Source organism: Mucilaginibacter sp. P2_D11, from assembly GCF_056404435.1.
Map to the genome: position 1 here is coordinate 598,120 of NZ_JBFUEA010000001.1, position 24,857 is coordinate 622,976.

Annotated in this window: 19 protein-coding genes; 10 read left to right on the forward strand and 9 right to left on the reverse strand. The window is 48.0% G+C overall.

Annotation, left to right across the window (positions count from 1 at the left end; translation table 11 throughout):
- Nucleotides 1–9: 9 nt before the first annotated feature.
- Together AC1DXC_RS02545 and AC1DXC_RS02550 are read right to left on the reverse strand one after the other, a co-directional pair.
- Complete coding sequence (locus tag AC1DXC_RS02545; protein ID WP_477457558.1) at nucleotides 10–1,011, reverse strand: PorP/SprF family type IX secretion system membrane protein; 1,002 nt, start codon at nucleotides 1,009–1,011, stop codon at nucleotides 10–12.
- Nucleotides 1,008–4,832 (reverse strand): Ig-like domain-containing protein, encoded by a 3,825-nt coding sequence (locus tag AC1DXC_RS02550; protein ID WP_477457559.1) that lies wholly within the window; start codon nucleotides 4,830–4,832, stop codon nucleotides 1,008–1,010. The genes AC1DXC_RS02545 and AC1DXC_RS02550 overlap by 4 nt, the downstream gene beginning before the upstream one ends.
- Nucleotides 4,833–4,946: 114 nt before the next feature.
- On the opposite strand from AC1DXC_RS02550, the gene AC1DXC_RS02555 reads away from it, so the two are divergent.
- Nucleotides 4,947–5,633 (forward strand): FkbM family methyltransferase, encoded by a 687-nt coding sequence (locus AC1DXC_RS02555; RefSeq protein WP_477457560.1) that lies wholly within the window; start codon nucleotides 4,947–4,949, stop codon nucleotides 5,631–5,633.
- Here the strand turns inward: AC1DXC_RS02555 and AC1DXC_RS02560 are convergent.
- The 6 genes from AC1DXC_RS02560 to AC1DXC_RS02585 form a co-directional block, all read right to left on the reverse strand.
- Nucleotides 5,630–6,394: a hypothetical protein gene (locus AC1DXC_RS02560; RefSeq protein ID WP_477457561.1), complete on the reverse strand. Its 765-nt coding sequence runs from the start codon at nucleotides 6,392–6,394 to the stop codon at nucleotides 5,630–5,632. The two genes, AC1DXC_RS02555 and AC1DXC_RS02560, sit on opposite strands and share 4 nt — an antisense overlap.
- A gap of 35 nt (nucleotides 6,395–6,429) precedes the next feature.
- The gene (locus AC1DXC_RS02565) at nucleotides 6,430–7,746 is read right to left on the reverse strand and encodes a flippase (protein WP_477457562.1); all 1,317 of its coding nucleotides are present in this window, start codon (nucleotides 7,744–7,746) and stop codon (nucleotides 6,430–6,432) included.
- A gap of 179 nt (nucleotides 7,747–7,925) precedes the next feature.
- Entirely contained in the window at nucleotides 7,926–9,737 is a 1,812-nt protein-coding gene (gene typA, locus AC1DXC_RS02570) for a translational GTPase TypA (RefSeq protein WP_477457563.1), read from the reverse strand.
- A gap of 418 nt (nucleotides 9,738–10,155) precedes the next feature.
- Nucleotides 10,156–10,620, reverse strand: coding sequence for a hypothetical protein (locus tag AC1DXC_RS02575; RefSeq protein ID WP_477457564.1), 465 nt, complete (start codon nucleotides 10,618–10,620; stop codon nucleotides 10,156–10,158).
- A gap of 72 nt (nucleotides 10,621–10,692) precedes the next feature.
- Nucleotides 10,693–10,992, reverse strand: a complete 300-nt coding sequence (locus AC1DXC_RS02580; RefSeq protein ID WP_477457565.1) for a hypothetical protein — start codon at nucleotides 10,990–10,992, stop codon at nucleotides 10,693–10,695.
- Nucleotides 10,993–11,092: 100 nt separating this feature from the next.
- Nucleotides 11,093–11,878: an alpha/beta hydrolase gene (locus AC1DXC_RS02585; RefSeq protein ID WP_477457566.1), complete on the reverse strand. Its 786-nt coding sequence runs from the start codon at nucleotides 11,876–11,878 to the stop codon at nucleotides 11,093–11,095.
- 156 nt (nucleotides 11,879–12,034) lie between these two features.
- On the opposite strand from AC1DXC_RS02585, the gene AC1DXC_RS02590 reads away from it, so the two are divergent.
- From AC1DXC_RS02590 to rlmD, 9 genes are all read left to right on the forward strand, one after another.
- Nucleotides 12,035–12,742, forward strand: a complete 708-nt coding sequence (locus tag AC1DXC_RS02590; RefSeq protein WP_477457567.1) for an esterase family protein — start codon at nucleotides 12,035–12,037, stop codon at nucleotides 12,740–12,742.
- 57 nt (nucleotides 12,743–12,799) lie between these two features.
- Nucleotides 12,800–13,855 (forward strand): ATP-grasp domain-containing protein, encoded by a 1,056-nt coding sequence (locus AC1DXC_RS02595; protein WP_477457568.1) that lies wholly within the window; start codon nucleotides 12,800–12,802, stop codon nucleotides 13,853–13,855.
- A gap of 426 nt (nucleotides 13,856–14,281) precedes the next feature.
- Nucleotides 14,282–15,379: a carboxylate-amine ligase gene (locus tag AC1DXC_RS02600; RefSeq protein WP_477457569.1), complete on the forward strand. Its 1,098-nt coding sequence runs from the start codon at nucleotides 14,282–14,284 to the stop codon at nucleotides 15,377–15,379.
- 117 nt (nucleotides 15,380–15,496) lie between these two features.
- The gene (locus tag AC1DXC_RS02605) at nucleotides 15,497–16,336 is read left to right on the forward strand and encodes a type 1 glutamine amidotransferase (protein ID WP_477457570.1); all 840 of its coding nucleotides are present in this window, start codon (nucleotides 15,497–15,499) and stop codon (nucleotides 16,334–16,336) included.
- 220 nt (nucleotides 16,337–16,556) lie between these two features.
- Nucleotides 16,557–17,750, forward strand: a complete 1,194-nt coding sequence (locus AC1DXC_RS02610) for a hypothetical protein (protein WP_477457571.1) — start codon at nucleotides 16,557–16,559, stop codon at nucleotides 17,748–17,750.
- Between the two features lie 14 nt (nucleotides 17,751–17,764).
- Entirely contained in the window at nucleotides 17,765–18,133 is a 369-nt protein-coding gene (locus tag AC1DXC_RS02615) for a glyoxalase superfamily protein (RefSeq protein ID WP_477457572.1), read from the forward strand.
- Between the two features lie 76 nt (nucleotides 18,134–18,209).
- Entirely contained in the window at nucleotides 18,210–18,371 is a 162-nt protein-coding gene (locus AC1DXC_RS02620; protein WP_477457573.1) for a FeoB-associated Cys-rich membrane protein, read from the forward strand.
- A gap of 51 nt (nucleotides 18,372–18,422) precedes the next feature.
- Nucleotides 18,423–21,803 (forward strand): trifunctional glycoside hydrolase family 18/polysaccharide deacetylase/glycosyltransferase family 2 protein, encoded by a 3,381-nt coding sequence (locus AC1DXC_RS02625; protein WP_477457574.1) that lies wholly within the window; start codon nucleotides 18,423–18,425, stop codon nucleotides 21,801–21,803.
- Between the two features lie 153 nt (nucleotides 21,804–21,956).
- Nucleotides 21,957–23,393 (forward strand): 23S rRNA (uracil(1939)-C(5))-methyltransferase RlmD, encoded by a 1,437-nt coding sequence (rlmD, locus tag AC1DXC_RS02630; protein WP_477457575.1) that lies wholly within the window; start codon nucleotides 21,957–21,959, stop codon nucleotides 23,391–23,393.
- Nucleotides 23,394–23,772: 379 nt separating this feature from the next.
- Here rlmD and AC1DXC_RS02635 read toward each other — a convergent pair whose 3' ends face one another.
- Nucleotides 23,773–24,741, reverse strand: coding sequence for an NAD-dependent epimerase/dehydratase family protein (locus AC1DXC_RS02635; RefSeq protein WP_477457576.1), 969 nt, complete (start codon nucleotides 24,739–24,741; stop codon nucleotides 23,773–23,775).
- Nucleotides 24,742–24,857 lie beyond the last annotated feature (116 nt).

Sequence of the window (24,857 nt, forward strand, 5' to 3'; positions counted from 1 at the left end):
TACTTTGCATTAAATTCTGGGGCAAACCTCTGCCGGGGCGTTTGCGATACGTTTACGGAAAACATAACTGATAGAAAGCTCGAAGCCGCCCGCGCCGTTGGTGGCCCTGCGCAACTGCGATGTGTTGAAATCGTAGCTCATGCCGATAACCAGGCTTTTTACATGGTAGCCTGCATTGGCAACGGCGGCATCGCCAAAGCGGTAAAGGCCACCTAATATTAAGCCGTTATCCTCATCCAGCTTTATTTCGGAGTATAACCCGAGGGCCTTGATACTGTTTTTTTGCTGGCTGATGTAAACCGCATGCGGCGTAACATCGAAACCTTCTGATGCTTTTATTTTAACACCGCCATGCGCATTGAACCGATAAGGCAGCTTGCTGTTGACACCGCCTGTAGTAAAGGGATTGCTGGGCGAGGTTAAGTGTGCCAGGCTTACGCCCGCGAATACATTCGCCGTATGAGCAGGGTTGCCATCGAAATAAAAGATGCCGGCGCTGGCATCAAAAACCGTGGCGTTGGTGCTGGTAAAATTTTCCAGGGTGGGGAGGTTGGGGTCGTAACCGCCGCCGGGGGTGTATTGGTTATCGGTTTGTAGCTTGCTTGGATCGAAACTACGGTTGATGATGCCCGCCTGCACGCCGAAATGCAGCTTTTGCGTGCCGTCTGCCGATATGGCCACGCCATAACCGAAAGAGCCGTATCCTGCAAAATAATTGTAGCCCGCCGTGCCTGCGCCCTGGTTGATGATATTGAAACCCAGGCCCACCTTATCGCTGGCCCTAGTATCTAAAGAAATGCCGCCGGTTTTATAGCCATTGGGCAGCCCGCTCCATTGCTCTTTAAAGTTGCCGTTGATGCGGGTTTGCCCGTCGATAACGCCGGTAAGCGCCGGGTTTAGCCAAAGCGGGTAAGCGTAGTACTGCGAAAAGTGAGGGTCTACCTGGGCGTGTAGCCTGGCAGTAGCCCCAAACAGCAGCAAGGATGTTATGAGTATGGATATCTTTTTCACCTGATTAACGTAATGGTGCCTTTTTTAGTTATTTGCTTGCCGGTTTTCATGGTGGCCTGTACATAGTAGACATACACGCCTGCGGGTTCGGCTTTCCCTTTGAAGGTGCCGTCCCAGCCGTACTGTACGCTTACTGAGGAGAACAGCAATTCGCCCCATTGATTATAAACCGAGAACTTAAGGGTATTGATGTTTTCGCTATGCACGTAAACCACGTCGTTTTTGCCATCGCCGTTTGGCGTAAAGGCGTTGGCAACATATGGCTGGTCGGCAAGCGGATCTATTGCGGTTAATGTAACCAGGTTAGAATTGCTGCTTAACTGGCAGGGCAGCGCGCCGGTTGCCTTGATGATAACGTTTACCGTTTGGCCGGGCGTAAGCCTCTGCACGCTAATAGTTATCCCTGCGTTAGCGGTACCAGTGGCAACGAATGTTTGGCCGTTGTCCAGGCTTTGCAGGTAACCGGTTGCGTTAGGTACCGCATCCCATTTGAACGATACGCTGGTTGCGGTTACATCGCCCGGGGTTGCCACCGGGGCCGGCAGCGGCTGGGCTAGCTGTATAGTTGCAGGCGCACGGGCTACAGAAATGCAGCCAGTGGCATTATTGGTTGCCTCGGCGTAATAAGTGGTAGCAACATTAACGGGCTGGGTAGTAAAACTTGCGCCCGTAAAAACGCTGTTGCCGCCTGTCGCGTCGGCATACCATTTTATGGTAACATTATTATCGGTGCTGCTGGCTGTAAGCGTAGCCCCGCTACCCGCGCAAATGGTTGCCCCCTGTGCTGCTATGGATGGTACTGCCAGCATATTTAGGTTGACAGGAATGCGCGGCGACACGCAGCCGGTGGCGTTTGTTGCATCTACATAGTAAGCGGTATTGGTAGTTAAAGGCCCGGTTACGAACTGCTGGCCTGTGAATGCAGGCGTAGTACCTGCAGCCGTGCTGTACCATTTATAAGTTAAACCCGCCTGCGGACTGGCAATAGCTAAGGTGGCCGATGTGCCGTTGCATACCGATACCGGGTTGGTTACCACGGCAGGGTTAGCCGGCATTTGCACTACGGTTACAGTAACGCCGGTAAGCGCAGGAGATGTGCAGGTACCGTTAGATGCCTCTACGTAATAGGTTTGGTTTCCATTTAGCGGATTAGTGGAAAATGTAGCCCCGGTAAATAACGTGTTGACCTTAGCGGGCGAATCGTACCAGATATAGGTAAGGCTGGCATCTGGCGCGCTTACCGAAAGGCTCGCCCCGCTACCAGCGCATATAGGGGCAATGGGCGTTAATACCACGTTGGCGGGCTGCGGCAGCACGTTAACGGTTACCACGTTGCTTAGCACGTTGCATGTGCCCGATGTTACCGCCCTACGGTAGTACACAGTGCTGTTGCCGGCTGGCGGGTTATAATCTTTAGTGGTGGTAGCAGCAATATCCGTAAATGTTACGTTATCTGCCGAGCGTTGCCATTGGTACGCGTAGTTGCCCGTTCCGCCCGTTGGGGTGCTGCCTGTAATAACGGCAGCATCGCCCGTGGCGCAAAATGAGGTTACGGCAGGGGCAGTTATCGTATTGTTGCTGATGGCGGGCGTTACGCTGATCGTAATCAAATTGCTTTTTGCCGGGGCCGCGCATGTACCCGATGATACGATGCGCTGGTAATAGGTAGTAACGCTGATGGCCGCCGGATCGTAGTCTTTAGTGGTAGCGCCTGCTATATCCGTAAACGTTACGTTATCTGCCGAGCGTTGCCATTGATATACATAAACACCGTTGCCGCCCGCAGGCGTTGAGCCGGTTATGCTGGCCGGGTCGCCGGTGGCGCAAAAACCGCTTACCGCAGGCGCGGTGGCTGTATTGCCGGTTATAGGGGTTGACGACTGCACGGTAACCTCATAATACGAATCATAAGCAATGGACCCGCCCGCCGCTGTAATTTGCCGGCGCAGGTTGAATGTGATGTCTGCAGCGGCATTGTTCACCAATGCCGAGGTTTGGTAATTGGCAGCATTGATAGTGCCCGGAGCGTTTACCCAACTGCCGTTTTGTAATACCTGCCAGGCTATAGTGCCGGCGGGGGTGGGGGTATCGCCTGCGATTGTATTGGCGGTGCCCGAACAAGTGGTAATCGCTCTGGCAATCAACATGGTTACTTTATATACCACGGGTGCGCAGCCGCCGCTGGCGGTATAGTTTACCGGATTGGTAAAGTTTTGCGCGACGCCCGATGCCGGGGAAAGCGTTCCGCCGTTGCTTACGACTATTGTTGGTGCCAATGCGGTTACATTAGTGTTGTGCGGCACTGCAACGGTAACCGTTAGGTTTGCCTGATCAATAACCGCAGGCGCAATTTGCAGCGGCACGGTGAAACCGGTAATCTGCGTAATTGCGCTTGCGCCCTGCACATAACGCGCTACGAAGCTATCGGAGGTGAAATTTTGGGCAGTACGGTTGGTTACGGTACAGGCAGAAGGGTCGAAATTTACTGTAGAGCAGAACGACCCGCCCAGCACCACATCGTCGACATTTATCACGGCAATCTCTATACCCAAAGTAAGGTTGCAATTTGGACTGCCAGCGCTAAAGGCCCATTGGTAATTACCGTTCAAATCGTATTTGGCCAAATAAAAATCGCGCTGGCCATGGTCGGCCACGTTGGCTACGGCTGCTGTGGGATTAAAGTCTATCGTGCCGGTAAAGTAGCCGGTAATATACACGTTTTTGGCCTTGTCGTTCCGTATCATGTAGTTGAAAGAGCCCGCGTTGAAGCCGCCTATATCCTTGGCGAATGCGAAAGTGCCGTTGGATGAATACTTAGCCACGAAGGTATCCTGATAGCCCGATAAATTTAAAATCGTGCTTCCATTGAAGGTAAGCGGCGTGGCAAAAGAGCCTGTAAAATAAATATCGTCATTGGCATCTATACTTAATGCCGAGCCATTGTTGACGAAGCTGCCGCCGACATATTTAACCCATATTAATTTACCCGCAGGCGTGTATTTGGCCAGGAAAGGGGTATTGGAACCGAACGTAGGCGAGTTTTGGTGCGTGCCCAAAGGATCGAAATCTACCGTGCCCGAGTAAGAGCCCGAAACCACTACGTTGCCTTGGCTATCAATACCGTTGCCGAATACCTGCGTATCGCCGCCGTTGCTGCTTAGGTTGATATCCCATTGCACCGCACCCGCCGAACTATACTTGATAACCAGTGCGCCGAAGCCGCCCGGGGCAGTTTCAGTATGGCTGCCGACGCTAATAGTTTGCTGGAAGATTGCCGTGGCTATTACGTTGCCCTGAGCATCAGCAGTAACCTGCTCGCCACGGTCGGTACCGAAAGCGCCATGCGTGTTTGCCCATAGCACGTTGCCATTGGTATCCATGTGGATAACGAAGATATCCTCATCGCCCGTGCTCGTCAGAAAAAATCCGCCTGCGTTAAGGCTCAACGACCTGAACTGGCCAATGATGGTTGGGTTGCCGTTAGCATCTATACCCATGGCGTTTACCTGGTCCAAATCGTTGCCGCCCATAGATATCGCCCATACCAGCGTGCCATCGGCTTTGTATTTGGCCACGTAAATGTCATAGCCCCCAGCCGAAGTCAGGTTTTTTTGCCCTGCAGATGGGTCGAAATCTACCGTGCCGCTAAAATAACCTGCCACGTAAATATTGTTCTGGCCATCGGCAACCATGCCGGTCGGCTTGCTGTCGCCCGCGCCGCCCATATCGTTAACCCATTTGGGGTAGGGCAGCTGGCAATAACCCGTTAGGGGCGATAATAACAGCAACAGGAAAAGTAATCGTAGTAAAGGTTTTATCATGTATTAATTTGTAACTAATATAATATATAATATCGAGAACCAAGCTTGCTATTGCGTCGCCGGCCACGGCTTTTTCATTTTCAACTGTGTAAAGATTATTGTTTCTTTGCTGCTATGTTCAATCTCAAGAAAGCTATCTTAAAATATTTACCCGTACACTATTTTAAGGCCGTAAGCTCTTACTCGCAAGAAGGCGAAGACATGGTGCTCCGCTCTTTTTACGAGGGTATGAAAAACTATAAAGGCTTTTTTGTAGATGTTGGCGCACATCACCCTTACCGCTTCTCTAACACGCAGTACTTTTACAAAAAAGGTTGGCGTGGTATCAACATAGAGCCTACGCCCGGCGCCATAAAGGCTTTCAACATCTTCAGGAAGAACGACATCAACTTAAATATTGGCATTAGCAGCGTAAAGGATAAGCTTACCTTTTACTGCTTTAACGAACCCGCTCTCAACGGTTTCTCTAAAGAAATATCCGAGGAGCGCAACGCCACTTCCGCAAAATACCACATCACCCAGGAGGTGGATATCGAAACCTGGCCGCTATCCGAGGTGCTGGACAAACACCTGCCTGCCGGCCAGCAAATAGATTTTTTAACTATTGATGTAGAAGGATTGGATCTGCAGGTGTTAAAATCAAACAACTGGGCAAAATACAAACCATCGTACATCCTGGTGGAAGACCGAATAGATTTTGAAAACCTAACCAGTTCTGAAGTATACGCCTATTTAGAGAAACAAGGGTACCAGGTGGTTGCCAAAACACTGCGCACCCTGTTTTTTAAAAACAATGCCTAGTGCTTAACGTACTTTTGCAAATAGTTGGTTTGTGTAGCCGGGTCCTTCCTCCATATGGTAAGTGAATCGGTTGTAACTCGTTGAATTTCGAAACTCCGCTCAAGGGCTGTGCCTTTATCCAGCAGCAACTGGCATCCATCGGTAAGACTCCACGTGCCATCTAGGGGCACGCCATCACTTACCCTGTTGTAAGATGCATTGGCATTAAGCTGGAAAAACCCGATAGGAAATATGGTGTAATAACCTGTTACACCGTTCGCGTCATAGCTTTCTACATAGATAGAAGTGTTATCCCAGCGATTTTGCAATTGCGCAAGGGTGGGGCACTTGTAGGCTACGTAATGCTGTGTATAAAGTTTGTTGCCCGATTTGCGGCGTAGGGTCAGCGAGTCGTTAGTAAGTTTTAATACATCAAACTTTCGTTCAAGGGTACCTTTAGGATCAAGCACCAGCTGGCAGCTATCGGTAATATCCCAGGCACCGCTCAGAGGTACGTTATCGCTTAAAACGTTATAGGTAGAGTTGCTGTTTAACTGAAAGTAGCCTATCGGGTGGATGAAGGTTTTGCTTTCAATTGTACCGGCGGCGTTGTAAGTATCAATTTCGGTAAAGGTGTTGGCCCATTTCTTAAAATAATCTACCTTATCATCGTAAAGGCAGGATTTTTTAAGATCATCAATAGCAGTCTGATCTTTTACGCAAGAACTGAGTGCAGTGATAGCCGTTATAAGTATGGTGTAGAAAGTAAATATTCTCCTCATTGTAATTGTAAAAGATTTAGTTATTCAAACATAACCTATTTTTTTAAAGAATTATCTTTTAATGAAATAAATAAAAGCGATCTCAGCATCATTACCCCCTGTGCCCTCACCCTTGGAATAAGCAATATGAAAAAGGTGGAGCAGGCATATCCTATGAGTGTGGCAATGGCAGCCCCCATCATCCCCATCCGCGGTATCAATATCAGGTTGAGAACGATATTAACAATCGCGCCGAAAGCGGAGCGTATGAATGTAAGTTTCACATAATTTTCGGCAACTAAATATTGCCCGTTTGCCGCCCCCAAAAACACAAACACCCCCGACCAAATATGCACCGATAGCGTTGGTGCCGCATAAGCATATTCTGGCGTATAAATCTTATAAATCAGATGCGATGTAAAGGTGATAACAATAGCTGCCGGCACGCTTAGGTACACCATAAGGTCATACAGGTTTTGTAGGCGTTTGCGATAACGTTCGGGGTCGTCTCTCCGGGCGTTTAAAATGGCAGGGAAAAGAGATGTAACAATAACCGAGGGGACAAAATTCCAGGCCTCGCTTAGTAAAGCCACAGAAGCGTATGCACCGGCTTCTTTTACGCCAATGATGTTCTGGATCATGATGGCGTCTATTTTCATATAAAGCGCTACCATTACCCCCGAGATAATCAACGGCCAGGATAACAACAGCATTTTTTTAGCCAACGGGCTGCTAAAGCTCCAGTTGAAAACATTGCGGCCTTTACGTTGATAAGTGAAAAAATACCCTACAGAAAGGAGCAGGAAATCGAGCGCATAGGCATAGATAAAATATACCAGCGGCATTTGCGCCCATATCAGCCAAAGTTTTATCAGGGCGGATACCAGCTTCCCTGTTACCTGCACCTGCATAATGTATTTGGATTGTACCTCGCTCTGGAAATACGAATCGATTACGTTTAGCGCCTGCAATACGCCGATAGAGGAGAGTATTAATACAAAGTAATAAGGAGTGCCTTTAGCCGGATAGATCTGATAAGCCAGCCATATTAATGGTACACAGGCAAACCCGGCCATCGTTTTTAGCCAGAAAGAGGTGCCCAAAATTTGGTCCCGGTTTTTTGGGAACTGGTGTAGTTCTTTTACAATGAACTGGTCGAGCCCCAGGGTGGCGACGGCCGAAAAAAAATAAATATAGATGGTAGCCCCGCTGAATATTCCATTTTGCGCCCTGCCAAAGTAGCGGGTTACAAAAACACCCACTATCATATTAATAGCCAGGCCACCTACACGCCCCACAAAAAGCCATCCCGTATTCTTAAAATACTTCTCAAGGGCTTGCTGGTCGAATCCTTTAATGGCGGGTACACGCATAGTTTGCGCAAAGGTAATGTTTTAGATGAATGGTTGATTGAGTGCGTGGTGAATGGTTGTTCGAATTGGTGCAGCATGCAAAAAGGCCATCCGTTAGTTAACGGACGGCCTCTTTTTTTTATTTATTATTAGCAAATAGTTAAACCTAATCAACCACTCACCAATCAACCATTCTCCAATTACTGGGACTGGAATTTTTTAGCGTTGATCCTGCGTTCGTTCTCGTTAAGGTAAATCTTACGCATACGGATACTTTGCGGGGTTACCTCGATGTATTCGTCGGCCTGGATGTACTCCATCGATTCTTCAAGCGAGAATTTAATAGCAGGTGCAATACGCACGTTGGTATCGCTACCAGATGCACGCATGTTGGTTAACTGCTTGCCTTTGGTTAAATTGATAACCAAATCGTTATCGCGGATGTGCTCGCCTAAAACCTGTCCTTCGTAAACATCAGTTCCCGGATCAATGTGGAAACGACCCCTGTCCTGTAATTTATCAATGGCGAAAGCAGTGGTTTTACCAGTATCCATAGATACCAATACACCATTTAAACGACCAGGGATAACACCTTTCCAAGGCTCGTATGCTTTAAAGCGGTGAGCCATAATAGCCTCGCCACCGGTTGCGGTTAATACGTTGTTACGTAAGCCGATGATACCACGTGCAGGGATATCAAACTCTAAGTGCTGTAAATCGCCTTTTGGCTCCATTACCAACAGGTCGCCTTTGCGCTGTGTAACCAGCTCAATAACTTTACCTGCAACTTCGCCCGGTACATCTACAATCAGGGTTTCAACCGGCTCGCATTTAACACCATCAATTTCTTTGATGATAACCTGCGGCTGGCCAACCTGCAATTCGTAACCTTCGCGGCGCATGGTCTCGATCAATACAGATAAATGGAGGATACCACGGCCATAAACCAGGTAAGAATCCGGCGACTCGGTTTCAACAACCTTAAGCGCCAGGTTTTTTTCCATTTCTTTGTATAAACGATCACGCAGGTGGCGTGAGGTTACAAACTTGCCTTCTTTACCAAAAAACGGTGAAGTGTTAATGGTGAACAGCATGTTCATGGTGGGCTCGTCAATTTTTATAACGGCCAGTTGTTCCGGTTTGTCAAAATCTGCAATGGTATCGCCAATGTCAAAACCCTCGATACCAACAACAGCGCAAATATCACCAGCGCTAACAGAGGTAGCTTTAACCTTACCTAAGCCTTCAAAGGTGTATAACTCTTTAATACGTGATTTTTGGATGGTGCCATCGCGCTTAACCAAAGATACCGGCTGGTTTTCTTTGATAGTACCACGTGCCACACGGCCAATTGCGATACGGCCTACGAAAGATGAATAATCTAACGAGGTGATCTGCATTTGCAATGTACCTTCACTAATTGGCGGTGGTTGTATGTTTGCTAAAATAGCATCCATCAACGGGAAAATATCTTCCGTTGGTTTTTTATAGTCGGTGCTCATCCAACCTTGTTTAGATGAACCGTAGATAACCGGGAAATCCAGCTGGTCTTCGGTAGCTTCAAGGTTAAAGAACAGTTCGAAGATCTGTTCGTAAACTTCTTCGGGGCGGCAGTTCTCTTTATCCACTTTGTTTACAACCACAATAGGTTTAAGGCCTAAAGCCAATGCCTTTTGGGTTACAAAGCGGGTTTGAGGCATTGCGCCTTCAAATGCATCGCATAATAATAAAACACCATCAGCCATTTTCAATACACGCTCAACCTCGCCGCCAAAGTCGGCGTGACCAGGGGTATCAATGATGTTGATCTTAACATCTTTATACATAACCGAAACGTTTTTCGATACGATGGTGATACCACGCTCGCGCTCCAGGTCATTGTTGTCTAAGATCAGTTCGCCTGTTTCTTGTCCTTCGCGGAAGATGGCGCAGCTGTGTAAAATCTTGTCAACCAATGTGGTTTTACCGTGGTCAACGTGTGCGATGATCGCTATATTTCTTATTTTTTGCATGAAAATGCCCTTCTAAATTTGGCGCAAAGATACGCTTAAATTTCGGGATTTGAAAGGGTTGGCTGCTTTTTACAATTGTTTGATGGAGAGTTAATTGATTGGTAACATGGATAGGTGTGCAGATGCGGGTATATGCAGATGTGCAAATGAAGGAATATGGCGATAGCGACGAACGAAAATGCAGGCGACGGGAAGAACTTTATTTAGAGAAATAATAGCCAACTTGTCATTGGCAGCGAGCCGGCGATGGGATGAGGGAGAGGGGTGAGGAGGAATCTTCTGCGCGATGCAAGGTTAACTACAAGCAACCACTCACCATTATGGCGTTGCCTGCGGCCCGCGCTATTCGTTCCAAGTCCGCACTTCGCTGCGTTTACGGGCTTTCCACTGCTATCGCTAACGCGGAGCTGCGTAAATCCTAAAACCCTCTTAACCACGGCCTATGCACAAGTGGCGAAAACGCCCATGGGATGGAGCTCAATATCACCAGCAAACCAATAGTAAGCCAAATAGCCTGGGTGCGGAATTTATCTAAATCGGTAGATTTTCGTTTAGCTTTTGAAGCGCCTATGGTGATAATTGCCACGGCAATAAACATCATGGTAATATGCTCCATACCAAAGAAGCGGATCTCTCGCAAGCGCACACCTTCGCTAAAATGGTGGATAAACCAGGTAGTGATAGGGCTGACGGCGTACAGCCAAACACCCAATACAAACTGCAGATGGATAATAGAGACAGTGGACTGCCTTAAGTTTTCGTCAAATTTACTATACGCTCTTCGACCAAGCCAGCCCTGGTACGACCGGGAGATGGCAACCAGTAAACTGATCAATACCAACCATCGAACAAGGGAATGCAGCGGAAGAACTAGGTTGTACATACAGTTATGCTGACGATTGGCTGCCGAGAATATTTTAAAGCAAGGATACTATTTATTGTATTGCGCCTACAACTATTCACCCTTAAGGTCCGCTAACATTTCGTCGGCGATTGTTTCCAGTTTTTTCTGAGCGAGAACCGGAAGTTGCTCAATTTTGTTGACGAAATCCAAATCCACTGTGTACATATAATCATGGAATTCTTTCATTGGCGCATCGAAATCGCTTGCCAACAAACTTATACCTTTAAATCTATCAGCATAAAAAGGATCTTGCTTGGCTTCGCCAACTAATTTTATTACAAAGTGCTGAACCTGGCATTTAGAATGATAGGGCAGTTTCTCTATCACTTCCAATAAAACACTGTTTTCCATATCCTAAGTTAGCTAACTTATTCAACAAAATGGAAATCCTGTCTAATCCATCAATCCCTAAATCCTGTCCCCCTTCCTTTTCCCAACCCTTAAATCGTGTCTATTTCCCAAACGCCCACTGCAAAAACTTAGGCATGGCTTTGCCCCAGGTTTCGGTATCGTGGCTGCCGCCTACAACTTCCAGATATTGGATATCCGCCGGGCGGGTGTAGCCTTTTTTCTCCAGCTCGATGATGATATCAATGGTGTCGTCGATAGAATCGATAATGCCGTTCTTGTTCCTGTCCGCAGTTTCGTCCTTAGTGCCGGTTTGCAGCCAGAATTTCAAGGCGGGTTTAGCATCGCTGTTTTTTAGCTGGCTGTGCATGATCCGGTCAGCTTCGGTATAGCCTTTGGTCAGGTCTTTACTCCTCCACCAGAACGAGGCGGAGAACGCGCCAACTTTATCAAACAATTCCGGGTTGTTCCAGGCAATATCCATAGCGGTTAAGCCACCCAGGGAAAATCCTGCGAAGGCGGTGCTTGCAAAATGGTCTATATCGGTGGCTTTATGTATCTCGGGCAGCAGTTCGGTAGTAATGAACTGCGTGTACAAGTCGGCTTTGCTGCCGCGCTTTTTATAATCGGGCTCGCCCGCAATGCCGTATTCCTGTATGCGGTCCTCGCCGGCATGTATGGCAACGGTGAGGACCGGCCGAAGGCAATTGCGGTCGTAAAGGTTTTCTAAGGTATCTATAAGCTTCAGGTTCTCCAGTTCCTGGCCGTCGTTAAGCAATAAAAGGTGCAGCGGTTCTATCCCGGCGTTGTCGGGCAGTAATAGGGTACAGGCAACTTCGCGTTCGAGTACGGTTGATTTGATGAGGAGTTCCTGTGTGGTTATGGCCATTGCGATAGTTGTACTATACGTGTACATGTCAATTTAATAAAATAAAGGGAACAAAAGTACGGCTATGATTTTATTAAATTAGCTAAAACAGAATTATTTGGCATAGTGTTGACATTTACACAAATACTGCTAACTTACCATCTTAAACGTACTGCCTTGATCGAACAATACCACCGCTGGCATTCGCCCAACCTCAATCTCGACCTGGAAATGCTGGTGTTTGGCGACCGGGGTTACCCCGTAATCCTGTTCCCTACCACCAAAGGCCGGTTCCACCAGAATAAGGATTTTGGGCTGATTGATGCCGCGCGTTGGTTTGTGGATGAAGGCCTGGTAAAAATTTACTGCCCTGATACCATCGACGACCGCAGCTGGTACGATAAAGGCATACACGCCGCCGACCGCGCCCGCAATTACGCATGGTACGATAAGATGCTGACCGATGAGCTTATCCCCTGGGCACAGCACGAAACAGGTGTGGGCCGCGTTGCCGTAGCCGGTTGCAGCTTTGGCGGTTACCATGCGGCAAATTTTGCCTTTAAACACCCCGAGAAAGTGGCCCACCTGTTTACCATGGGCGGCGCGTTTGATATTAAAATGTTTACCGATGGGCACCACGATGATAACGTGTATTACAACAACCCGGTTGATTTTGTGCCGGGCAGCAATAACGAGTGGCTTTGGCGGATGAATATCATCCTAGGCACTTCGGAACATGATATGTGCAAGGGGTACAATATCGAAATGTCGAACATTTTGAAGGCGAAGAACATTAATCATTGGCTGGATATACGTCCCTTTGCCAATCACGATTGGCCGATATGGCGGGAGATGTTCCCCCATTATTTGAGCACTATTAAATAGATTTGAGAATCAAGAGACAAGAACCAAGACATAAAATCTACTACTAACCATATTTCTATGAAAAAAATAGGCATCTTATTCGGGCAGGAAAATTCATTTCCACAGGCATTTGTAGATAAGATAAACGAAAAGGCAGAGAAGAACATCTCGGCAGAGTTTGTACGCATTGATAAAATGCTGCAGGGCGAGCCGCTGGGCTATTCTGTAATTGTCGACCGTATATCACAGGACGTGCCCTTCTACCGCGCGTCGCTCAAAAACGCAGCCATCACCGGCACTGCGGTTATCAATAACCCCTTTTGGTGGAGCGCCGACGAGAAATTTTTCAACAACGCCCTCGCCGTAAAGTTGGGCGTGCCGGTACCCAAAACCGTGTTGCTGCCCTCCAAGGACCACCCGGATAGCACTACCGACCGCTCCTTCCGTAACCTGGCGTTTCCGTTGGATTGGGACGCGATATTCGATTATGTGGGTTTCCCCGCCTATATGAAACCTTTCGACGGTGGCGGCTGGCGCGATGTTTATAAAATCAGCGATAAGGAAGACCTGTGGGAGAAATTCGCACAGACCAAACAGTTGGTAATGCTGCTGCAGGAAGAAATTATTTTTGATGATTACTTCCGCTGCTATTGCATCGGCGGCAAGCACGTACGTATTATGCAGTACGAGCCGCGCAACCCGCACCACCTGCGTTACGAACACGGCAAAGCACCGGCAGCAAAAGCCATGCTGGATACCATCACCAAATACGTTTTACAACTGAACCAATACTTAGGCTACGATTTTAACACCGTAGAATTTGCGGTTCGCGATGGTATCCCTTATGCTATCGACTTTTGTAACCCCGCACCGGATGCCGAAGTTACCAGCGTTGGCCAGGACAACTTTGAATGGGTGGTAGAAACTGCGGCAAGTTACGCCATAGAACGTGCCAAAGCCCAAAAAGACGACCGAGATAACCTTACCTGGGGCGAGTATGTGCGTACCGGGGTAAATGGAAAACCACTGGTAGCGGCTGCAAAAGCAGCTAAAGCGGAAGATGTTAGCGTTGCTACGATAGCGGAGCCGAAGCTGAAGAAAGCAGCAGCTCCAAAAAAAGCAGCGAAGAAATAAATGTAGCTTACCGTAGTTATGGGTTTGAAATGATGGGTGATAAAAAAAACATCAACGTCATCCTGAACTTGTTTCAGGACCCCACAGGACAGGTAGGCGGCGTGCGTGGCGACTTAGCATAGTCGCGACCTTTATGATGGGGTGTTGAAATAAATCAACATGACGATTGGTGGTATTGCGCACCATAGCGATGGGTTTCAAACTCATCGCTATGGTGTTGTTAAACGTAGAGACGCAATATTTTGCGTCTCTAAACGAAAAGATGTCTAAACGGAAATGCCCACGTTAGGGATTGCAGCGGATACCGGCCTTGTGGCTAAGGCCTGTGCAGTATGAGCGGAAAGCCCGGGCCGAAGGCAACGCCCCAATATTTGAAAAGAACAAAAGAAGAAACCAAATTATAGGTAACCAAACCCCTAGCCAATTATGAACAAATTCACCTTAGGCGTTGAAGAAGAATTTATGGTGGTTGACCCTGTGAGCAGGGAACTGAAATCGCACGAACAAAAAATAGTAGACGCTGCACAGAAGATACACGAGGACCAGGTAAAGGCCGAGATGCACCAGGCTGTCGTGGAGGTGGGCACCCACATTTGCCGCAATACCGAGGAAGCGCGCAAGGAGGTTGGCAAATTGCGCGGCACGGTGGCACAGTTGGCCGGCGATATCGGCCTTCGCATAGGTGCAGCAGGCACGCACCCCTTTTCGCACTGGCAGCACCAGCTGATTACCGACCACCCGAGGTACTTTGAGATCGTTGACGAACTGCAGGAAGCTGCCCGCTCAAACCTTATCTTCGGGCTGCATGTGCATGTGGGCATCCAATCGCGCGATATGGCTATACACATTGCCAACCAGGCAAGGTATTTTCTGCCGCACGTGTACGCCTTATCTACCAACTCGCCGTTTTGGGAGGGGAGGAACACGGGCTATAAATCGTTCCGCACCAAGGTGTTCGATAAATTCCCCAGGACGGGTATCCCCGACTATTTTGCCAGTATTGAAGATTATGACAACTACGTAAAGCTACTGGTAAAAACCAATTGCATCGACAATGCCAAAAAAATATGGTGGGATTTGCGGGTGCATCCCTTTTTTGAAACTATCGAATTCCGCGTGTGCGATTGCCCTATGCTGATTGATGAAACCATGACTTTTGTGGCACTGTTCCAATGCATTTGTGCCAAGCTGTACAAATTGCGCTTGAGCAACATGAAGTTTATCACCTATAACCGCGCGCTCATCAACGAGAACAAATGGCGGGCAGCGCGTTACGGTATAGATGGCAAGATGATAGATTTTGGCAAGGAACTGGAGGTAAACACCCGCGCCCTGATACTGGAACTCCTTGATTTTATTGACGATGTGGTGGATGACCTGGGCTGCCGCGACGACCTGCAATACGTGCATAAAATACTGGAGCACGGCACCGGCGCCGACAGGCAGTTGGCCGTTTACAACCAAAACAATAACTTTGAAGACGTTGTAGATTATATCACATCGCAAACGTTGAAGGGGATATAGGTGCAGCCCCTCCCAACCCTCCCCGGGAGGGAGGGCTTTAAAAATATGGGGCTAATGAACTAAGAATTTCAAAAGTCTCCCCTGCCGGGGGAGATTTAGAGGGGGCTGACAGGAAAAATGAACACAGATAAACCGGAAATAAAGATTGCCATATTGGACTTGTATGATGGCATTGCGAACGAGGGGATGCGGGGTTTCCGGGAGATACTGGAGCGCTATAAGGCTAAGCACGGCCTTAATTTAACTTACGAAGTTTTTGATGTGCGCCGCAAGGCGCAGGTACCGGGACTAAATTTTGATGCATACATATCAAGCGGAGGCCCGGGCAGCCCGATAGACAGCGAGGGCACCGAGTGGGAGAAGAAATATTTCCGCCTGATTGATAAACTGGAAGCCCATAATAAAAACGATAATCCGAATAAAAAGCACGTATTTTTTGTATGCCATTCGTTCCAGCTGATGTGCCGCAAATATGGCCTGGGCGAGATAGGTTTGCGCCGCTCGCCGTCGTTCGGCATATTGCCGGTGCATTTAACCGATGAAGGCAAGCAGGACTCGGTTTTCGAGAATCTTTACGATCCTTTCTACACCGTTGACTCGCGCAGCTGGCAGGTGATAACCCCTGATATGGGCCGGTTTGAACAATTGGGCATGACCTTGCTGGCACTGGAAAAGGAAAGGCCGCATGTTGACCTGCCCCGCGCTATGATGGCTATCCGCTTCAACGAGTATTTTATCGCCACGCAATTCCACCCCGAGGCTGATGCGCAAGGCATTAAAACCATGCTGCTGCGCCCCGAAAAAAAGGAAGAGGTTATCAACGAGCACGGCGAAACCAAGTACAAAGAAATGCTGCGGCGCCTGGACGACCCGGACAAGATAGCTCATACCCAAAGCACCATCATCCCCAATTTTTTAGATGCGGCGATATTGGGGGTAGAGAGATTGGAGGCGTAATATTCTCATTATAGCGATGGGTTTGAAACCCATCGCTATAATGTATCTTTTGAAAACAAATTAACGTCATGGAACTTGTTTCAACACCCCATCTTAACGGTAGCCACTATGCTAATCCGTTTTGCATGAACGATAGCTTTGCATGTGGGGTGCCGAAATAAATTCGGCATGACGTGGTTTTCGAGGTTTTAATCATATCGCTACTGAAAAACAGACCACTATGAACCCACTCATCAGGACCACCTACAACCAAAACTTTACCGAAGAAAAGTACGCGGAGTTTTTACTATCGCTGAACGATGGGTTGAAGAACCCGATAGAATTCCGCATTGCGGAGACCCCCGTTTTTTTAACGGACGACTTTAGGGATAAGCTGCTGCAGGCGGGGCAGGAAATAGTAGATACGATTTTAAAGCCGGATTTTAAAGAATTGACCGAGCGTGCCATACCCGATAAATGGCGCGTAGCCAACGAGAACGGCCACCCGCATTTCATCGCTTTGGATTTTGGGGTTTGTAAGGATGATGCAGGCAACATCGTACCCAAACTGATAGAACTGCAGGGCTTCCCATCCTTGTATGGTTTCCAGGTGCACCTGGCCGAAAATTACCGGCACACTTTCAATATCCCCGGTAACCAAAGCATATATTTCAATGGCCTGGATAAGGCAGGTTATCTCGCGCTACTCAAAAAAACCATCCTCGGCCCATACCAGCCGGATGAAGTGGTGCTGATGGACGTGAACGCTCCCAAACAAAAAACAGCGGTTGATTTTTATATCACCGAGGGGCACATAGGTACGCCCGTGGTTTCGCTGGACGATTTGATACAGGAGGGCGACCAGCTATTTTATATGCATGGCGAAGAAAAGAAACGGATAAAACGAATCTACAACCGCTTGATATTCGATGAAATTGAGGGCGACCCGGATATATTCAGCAAGGTGGTAGATATCCGCCGGCCGCTGGATGTGGAGTGGATTACGCACCCTAACTGGTTCTACCGCATCAGTAAATTCACGATGCCCTTTTTGCAGGGAGAATACATCCCGAAGACACAGTTTTTGCACGAGTTGAAAAAGGTGCCCGAAAACCTGCAGGACTACGTGCTGAAGCCTCTGTTCAGCTTTGCAGGCCAGGGCGTCATCATTGATATTATGGATGGCGATATAGAACAGATAACCGACCCTGAGAACTGGATATTGCAGGAAAAAGTAAGCTACGAGCCGGTATTGCAAGCCCCGGATGGCGGCGTAAAGGTAGAGATACGTCTGCTATACCTCTGGCCCGAGGGAGACGCCCAGCCAACCCTTGCCATAAACCTTGCCCGCCTAAGCCGCGGCAAAATGATAGGCGTACGTTATAATAAAGATTTTGATTGGGTGGGCGGTACTGTGGCGTTTATGCATAAATAGTTAACAATTGAGTGATGGCGGTAGCGAGACCTATATTCAGGATATTTGATTATGCTAAAGCAATTGAATTTTATGTCGATTGGCTTGGGTTTACAATAGATTGGGAAGACAAGCCAAAGGATGGCCCAATTTATATGCAGGTTTCCCTTCAAGGCGTGGTATTGCACCTTTCCGAACATCATGGAGATTGTACGCCCGGCGCAAGGATACATATTGAAGATTTTGCGGGCTTAAAAGAGTACCACAAACAACTCATTGATAAAAATTATAAGTATTACCGCCCCGGTTTAGAAATAGCCTCATGGAACTCAAAGGCCCTTACGATGGAGGTTGGTGACCCCTTTGGTAACAGACTTACATTTACTTATGCGAGGATTGGATAAGCTGTTAGCTTTCCGGTTAAACTTTATACTTTTTTAATTATCTGTACGTATATATAAATGTATTAATTTTGCAGCCATGAACATCCAGGCAATTATTATAGTAATATTATTTATTGCAGCGGTTTTTTACGTAGGCCGTATGTTGTACAACACCGTATCCGCAAAAAAAAGCTGCGGCAGCAACTGCAAATGCGGGGTGGATTTTTCTGCCATCGAGCCGCAAAAGCAGGCTAAATAACATCATTGCATTTTTTGCCCTACCATAACCTAATCGTTTTAAATACTTTTCATGTCCAACAAACAGGTCTTTCAGGCTGATGATCCCGGCAGGTGGAACCGCTTCAAATGGATTAGCCGTATATTTTTAGTCATCATTTTATTCGGTGCGGTGGCTGCCGCGGTTACCATTACCTCCAAAGAATATCCCTTGCTGCCCAACCTTGATCCGGCCCCCAAAAAAATATCCAAAGAAGACCTCGAGGCGCTCAAAAAATCAAGGCGATATAAAGATTTCAAGGTAGAGAAAGCTGTAATAGAGCAAATTGCCCGCGCCCGCCACTTGCACCAGCTAAAGCACCCCAACAATGCAAACCGCATCAACGCTGCTTTTTACCGGCCCTGGGAGCCACAGGCCTATAACTCGCTGCAGCTATACATGCACCGCCTGGATATGGTGGTTACCGAAGGTTTCGGCTTTACCCAAAAGTCCGATTCGCTTAAGGTGCAGATAGATACCGGCCTTATCAACCTCAACAAAAAGTACAAAAAGCAGATACTGGTAACCCTTAATAACTACGATAATACCAAAGGTGGGTATGATGTAGAGGAGGTTGAGCACATCATTAGCAATAAGAAAGTCCGCACGGCTTTCATCAATAGTATCGTAGATAAGCTCAAGTTTTACAAATTCCAGGGCGTGAACGTAGATCTGGACGACGTAAAAGATCGCAACAGCAAAAACTATATCGCTTTCCAAAACGAACTATACACCACCCTGCACGCCAACAACTTACTGGTTACCCAAAACGTGGTGCCGGAGGACGAGGCCTACGACCTGAAACGCCTGCAACATATCAACGATTTTATCTTCGTGATGGCGATTGACCAGCATTACGACGGCAGCAACGCAGGCGAAATAAGCAACCAACACTGGGCCGAAGAAATATTGGATGAGGTTTGCTCCACCATCCCCAGTGAAAAAGTGATCTTTACCATAGCAGGCGGCGGCTTCGATTGGCCCGAGAATAGTATTGGCGTGCCTGCGGGCTATCAGCAAGCTATTAGTACGGCCAAGCAAAAAAAGGCAACTATCAAGTACGATCCGCTATCTGCCAATCTGCATTTCAACTACCTGGGCAACGATGGCTTTAATCACATTGTTTACTTTGCCGATGCGGTGACAAATTTCAACATCATCCGCATGGCCGATGATTGGTCTACCGGCGGGGTTGCCCTATGGCGTTTAGGTGCCGAAGACCCGCGCTTATGGTCGTTCTTCCAAAAGAACCTTTCTATTGATTCTTTGCGCAAAACAGGCATCGATATCAAGCACTTCAATACCGTTGGCCTTAACGACAAGATAGATTACGCCGGCGAAGGTGGCGAGGTGCTGGATTTGATAACGACACCCGATACCGGCAAGATAGCCGTAACGATGGACCCCAAAACTTTTACCATCACCAATCAAACCTACATCAAGCTGCCCTCCAAATACGTTATACGCAGGTATGGCTTAAAGCCAGGCAAGGTGGTGCTTACTTTTGATGACGGACCCGATCCTGATTTTACCCCCCGGATACTGGATATCCTCAAGCGCGAAAAGGTGCCTGCATCCTTCTTCATTGTGGGTTCTATGGCCGAAAAGAACATCCCCATCCTGAAAAGAATATACGATGAAGGCTACGAAATTGGCAACCATACCTTCTTCCACCCCGATATTTCTACCATTAGCATAGATAGGGTAAACCTGGAGCTGAACGCAACCCGCAAGCTTATCGAATCGGTTACCGGGCGCAGCACCATATTGTTCCGCCCGCCCTTCAATGCCGATGCAGAACCGCAAACCCTGGCAGAAGTTATCCCCGTGGCCGAGAGCCGCCGCCAAAGCTATATCACCATCGGCGAATCTATCGACCCCTGGGATTGGCAGCCAGGCGTAACAGCCGATAGTATTATAGCACGTACCATCAAGCAAAAGGATAACGGATCGATGATATTGCTGCACGATGCAGGCGGCGATACCCGCGAAGAAACAGTGAAGGCATTGCCTGCCATTATACACTACTTTAAAGCCCATGGCTACCAGTTTACCACCATTGCCGATGTATTGGATAAAACCAAGGACGACCTGATGCCCATGCCCACCTCAGATGATAAAACCGTTTGGGGCCGCTTTTACGATGTGGTTATTGTAGGCTTCTTTTTGGGCAACAAGTTTATCTTCTACCTGTTTTTGTCGGCCATTTTCCTGGCACTCGGTCGCATCGTATTGATAGGTATTTTGGCCGTAAGGCAGTTTATGGGCGATAAAAAAGAACGGGTAGCACCTACCGCCCCCTTGCCCGCCGTAAGCATTATTGTGCCGGCATACAACGAAGAAGTTACCGCTGCGGCGACCATAGAAAGCTTACTAAAGTTGGAATACCACAACTTCGAGGTGCTGTTTATTGACGATGGCTCTAAGGATAATACGTATGAGGTGGTAAGGGCCGCTTATGATAACCACCCGCTGGTGCGCGTATTAACCAAACCAAACGGCGGCAAAGCTTCGGCCCTTAACTTTGGCATAGCGCAGGCTAAAAATGATTACGTAGTTTGTATAGATGCCGATACCCAGCTGCGTAGCGATGCCATTTACCAACTGATGAGCTATTTTACTGATGCCGAAATTGGCGCAGTAGCGGGCACGGTTAAGGTGGCCAATGAGATGAACATCATCACCCGCTGGCAATCGATAGAATATATCACAGCCCAGAATATGGATCGCCGCGCATTTGATCTTATCAACAGCATTACGGTGGTGCCGGGCGCCATAGGTGCTTTCAGCAAAGAGGCGATATCAAAGGCAGGCGGCTTTACCTATGATACCCTGGCCGAAGACTGCGACCTTACCATGCGCATACTTAAGGCGGGCTACATCGTAAGGAACAGTGCCGAGGCGGTAGCCTACACCGAAGCCCCCGAGTCGCTCAACATGCTGCTGAAACAACGCTTTCGCTGGAGCTTCGGCGTAATACAAAGCTTCTGGAAGAACCGCGACGCGCTCTTCAACAAAAAATACAAATTCTTCGGCATGGTGGGCATGCCTAATATCCTCATCTTCCAGATACTGCTGCCGCTGTTTTCGCCACTGGCGGATCTGATGATGATATTTGGTCTGCTGGGCGATAAGCCGGAAAAGATACTCATCTATTACGTGGTGTTCGTACTGGTAGATTTCCTGGTAGCCATCATCGCCTTCAAAATGGAGAAGGAGAGCTACAAAAAGCTAATTTACATTATCCCGCAGCGTTTCATCTGGCGGCAGTTGATGTATTACATCCTGTTCAAAGCCATCCGCAAAGCCCTAAAAGGCGAATTGAGCGGCTGGGGCGTATTGAAGCGTACCGGCAACGTAAGCATCAAAAAAGAAGATTTGGAGAGTGAGGAGCAGAATGTCGGGCCAAAGTAGTTAAGTGAGATTGTATCATAATAAAAATTCGCCAAAACAAATCTTTGCGCCTCTCTGTGTTTTTTCTCCGTGGCCTCTGTGGTAAAATCGCCACAAAGAGGCCCTTGCCGAAACCCTGCATAAAATAATAAATTCCCTTACCTTTGCATCCTTATGGGCAAATCTGGCAAACCAAGGGTAAATAAGGTTTTTGAAAACGTAACGGTAATTGATATAGCCGAAGAAGGCAAAGGTGTTGGCAAAGCCGACGATTTTGTGTTGTTTATAGAAAAAGCCGTACCCGGCGATGTGGCCGACATAGAAGTTTACCGCAGCAAGAAGAACTTCGGCGAAGGTAAGATCATCAATCTGGTAACACCATCCGAATATCGCACCGATGCTTTCTGCGAGCACTTTGGCGTTTGCGGCGGCTGCAAATGGCAGCACATGACCTACGATGCACAGCTAAAATTCAAACAAAAAGCCGTGCATGATGCGCTTACCCGCATTGCCAAGATAGAAGTAGAGCACATGGATGCCATAGTGCCATCGCCTGCCGATAGGTATTACCGCAACAAACTCGAATACACCTTCTCCAACAAACGCTGGCTGTACGATGGCGAAAACCGCGAGGACGAAGCCCTTGATATGAACGCCCTGGGTTTTCACATACCGGGTCGGTTTGATAAGATATTGAACATAAACCATTGCTACCTGCAGGCCGAGCCATCAAACGATCTGCGCAACAGCATCAACCAATACGCCAAAGAACAGGGCATCAGCTACTACGATGTAAGGCAACATACCGGCGCTTTGCGCAATTTAATAATACGTACCTCGTCTACCGGCGAAATTATGGTGATCGTGGTTTTTGCCCATGCCGATGAGGAGCAGGTAAGCAAACTAATGGGCTTTGTAGATGCTAACTTCCCGCAGGTAACCTCGCTGCTGTATATCCTGAACACGAAGATGAATGATACCATCTTCGACCAGGAGGTGCATAGCTGGAAAGGGCCCGAATACATACACGAGGAAATGGCAACGGCCGATGGCCGGGTCATCCGTTTTAGGGTAGGCCCCAAATCGTTCTACCAAACCAACTCCATACAGGCACTGAAGCTGTACGAAATCACCCGTGATTTTGCGGAATTTAAGGGCGACGAGCTGGTTTATGACCTTTACACCGGTGCAGGCACCATAGCCAACTTCATAGCCGGCCAGGTGCGCGAAGTGGTAGGCGTAGAGTATGTGCCTACCGCTATAGAAGATGCCAAAGTGAATTCGCAGATAAACCAAATCACCAACACCAAATTCTTTGCCGGGGATATGAAAGACGTGCTGGTGGCCGATTTCGTAGCAGAACACGGCAAGCCTGATGTAATCATCACTGATCCTCCCCGCGCGGGCATGCACGCCGATGTAGTGGCCCGCCTGATGGAAATTGAGGCCCCCAAAATTGTTTACGTAAGCTGTAACGCCGCCACCCAGGCCCGCGACCTACTGGTGCTGAAAGAAAAATACGATACCGTAAAAATACAACCGGTAGATATGTTCCCCCACACCCAGCACGTGGAGAATGTGGTGCTGCTAAAGTTAAGGGGAACTGTTTAGAAGAGCAGCTAAGCAGCCTTTTCTACCACTGAAAACAGTTGGAAATTTCTGGAAAATCACAGCTAAAATCCGTCAAAAACCTGGAAAAAGCTGGACAAGATTTTGCAGCCCGCAACCAGCATGTTTAGCCAAAAACAGCCATTTTGTGCAAATTTGGCCCTTTTGTATCTCTTACGGAAAAGCCCAAGAAAAGCTCAAAAAGCTAAGAAAAACACCGAAAAAACTCCGAAAAACACAGATTTTTAAAGGTTTTTTGGCGAATTTAAGCAAGTAGCCATAGCAAAAAGCGAGTACTTGCGATTTCATTCAGCCCGCCTAATCTCAACGGTTTTTTCCAACATTTCTATAAAATAAAACTGGACAAAAATAACCCCTCAGCTTACCTGCTTAGTGCCGCACAAACTTCCTCAATCGTTTCGCTCAGCGGCTTAAACTCAAAGCCTATCGCTTTCTTTATTTTACTGGTATCGAACTCCCGTGTTACGGATGCAGCGCGTGCGCTGGCTTTATCTATAGCGGGGTCTTTGCCTGTCAGACTTCCCCAAAAAGACGCGCCGCGCCAGGCTACTTCCATCATAAAGGGTGTTGCCGGTTTTGAGGGGCCAGGCACACCAAGGCAGCCGGCTATTTCGGTGAAAATTTGCTTAAAAGGGCGGTTTTCTGCCGAAATAATGTACCGCTCGCCGCTTATATTGCTGTCCATCAGGGCAATCATGCATTTGGCCACATCCTGCACATCTACGAAACCCATGGTGCCTTTAGTGTAGTATTTCAAACCCTTGCGCACCGTCTCGAAAATTTGCCCGCTGCCCTCCAGGCCTGAACTGGGGCCGATGATGATGCTCGGGTTTACGATCACGGCATCAAGCCCTTCGGCAATGCCGCGCCAAACCTCCATCTCGCTCTCCAGTTTTGATATGGCGTAGCCGTCTTCCTCCAATGTTGGGTCCAGGTGATGCTCCTCAGTAATCAATTCGCCGGGTTTGGCTTCGCCCACGGCCGCTACAGAACTGGTATGCACCATGCGGATGCTTTTTTCCAGGCAAAGATTTACCAGGTAGCCCGTACCGGTTACATTGGTGCGTATCATCGAATTTTTATCTGCAGCTTTCAAGGATACCCAGGCCGCACAATTGTACACCTGCGTTACGCCGTCCAGCGCCGCTTCTAAGGCAAAGGCATCCATCAGGTCGGCCTCTACCCATTCTATTTTGGCAGGGTAGGGCACCAAAATTCCGGGTACAGTTGATGAACTGCGTTTAGTACAGCGGATGCTATTACCTCGCAGTATAAGCTCCCTCGCCAGTTCGGCCCCTAAAAAACCTGTTGCCCCCGTAACTAAAATCATATGTGCAAATGTGCAGATTTTAAATGTGCAAATGAATTTGTAGTTATGCCGGTTGCCAAAAACATCTGCACATCTGAAAATTGAATATCTGCACATCCAAAAATATCTGCACATTT

Excerpts from the sequence above, each read along its gene's own strand:
- AC1DXC_RS02550 (WP_477457559.1), bottom strand. The coding sequence starts at position 4,832 with ATGATAAAACCTTTACTACGATTACTTTTCCTGTTGCTGTTATTATCG.
- AC1DXC_RS02555 (WP_477457560.1), top strand. The coding sequence starts at position 4,947 with ATGTTCAATCTCAAGAAAGCTATCTTAAAATATTTACCCGTACACTAT.
- AC1DXC_RS02560 (WP_477457561.1), bottom strand. The coding sequence starts at position 6,394 with ATGAGGAGAATATTTACTTTCTACACCATACTTATAACGGCTATCACT.
- AC1DXC_RS02565 (WP_477457562.1), bottom strand. The coding sequence starts at position 7,746 with ATGCGTGTACCCGCCATTAAAGGATTCGACCAGCAAGCCCTTGAGAAG.
- typA (WP_477457563.1), bottom strand. The coding sequence starts at position 9,737 with ATGCAAAAAATAAGAAATATAGCGATCATCGCACACGTTGACCACGGT.
- AC1DXC_RS02575 (WP_477457564.1), bottom strand. The coding sequence starts at position 10,620 with ATGTACAACCTAGTTCTTCCGCTGCATTCCCTTGTTCGATGGTTGGTA.
- AC1DXC_RS02580 (WP_477457565.1), bottom strand. The coding sequence starts at position 10,992 with ATGGAAAACAGTGTTTTATTGGAAGTGATAGAGAAACTGCCCTATCAT.
- AC1DXC_RS02585 (WP_477457566.1), bottom strand. The coding sequence starts at position 11,878 with ATGGCCATAACCACACAGGAACTCCTCATCAAATCAACCGTACTCGAA.
- AC1DXC_RS02595 (WP_477457568.1), top strand. The coding sequence starts at position 12,800 with ATGAAAAAAATAGGCATCTTATTCGGGCAGGAAAATTCATTTCCACAG.
- AC1DXC_RS02600 (WP_477457569.1), top strand. The coding sequence starts at position 14,282 with ATGAACAAATTCACCTTAGGCGTTGAAGAAGAATTTATGGTGGTTGAC.
- AC1DXC_RS02605 (WP_477457570.1), top strand. The coding sequence starts at position 15,497 with ATGAACACAGATAAACCGGAAATAAAGATTGCCATATTGGACTTGTAT.
- AC1DXC_RS02610 (WP_477457571.1), top strand. The coding sequence starts at position 16,557 with ATGAACCCACTCATCAGGACCACCTACAACCAAAACTTTACCGAAGAA.
- AC1DXC_RS02615 (WP_477457572.1), top strand. The coding sequence starts at position 17,765 with ATGGCGGTAGCGAGACCTATATTCAGGATATTTGATTATGCTAAAGCA.
- AC1DXC_RS02620 (WP_477457573.1), top strand. The coding sequence starts at position 18,210 with ATGAACATCCAGGCAATTATTATAGTAATATTATTTATTGCAGCGGTT.
- AC1DXC_RS02625 (WP_477457574.1), top strand. The coding sequence starts at position 18,423 with ATGTCCAACAAACAGGTCTTTCAGGCTGATGATCCCGGCAGGTGGAAC.
- rlmD (WP_477457575.1), top strand. The coding sequence starts at position 21,957 with ATGGGCAAATCTGGCAAACCAAGGGTAAATAAGGTTTTTGAAAACGTA.
- AC1DXC_RS02635 (WP_477457576.1), bottom strand. The coding sequence starts at position 24,741 with ATGATTTTAGTTACGGGGGCAACAGGTTTTTTAGGGGCCGAACTGGCG.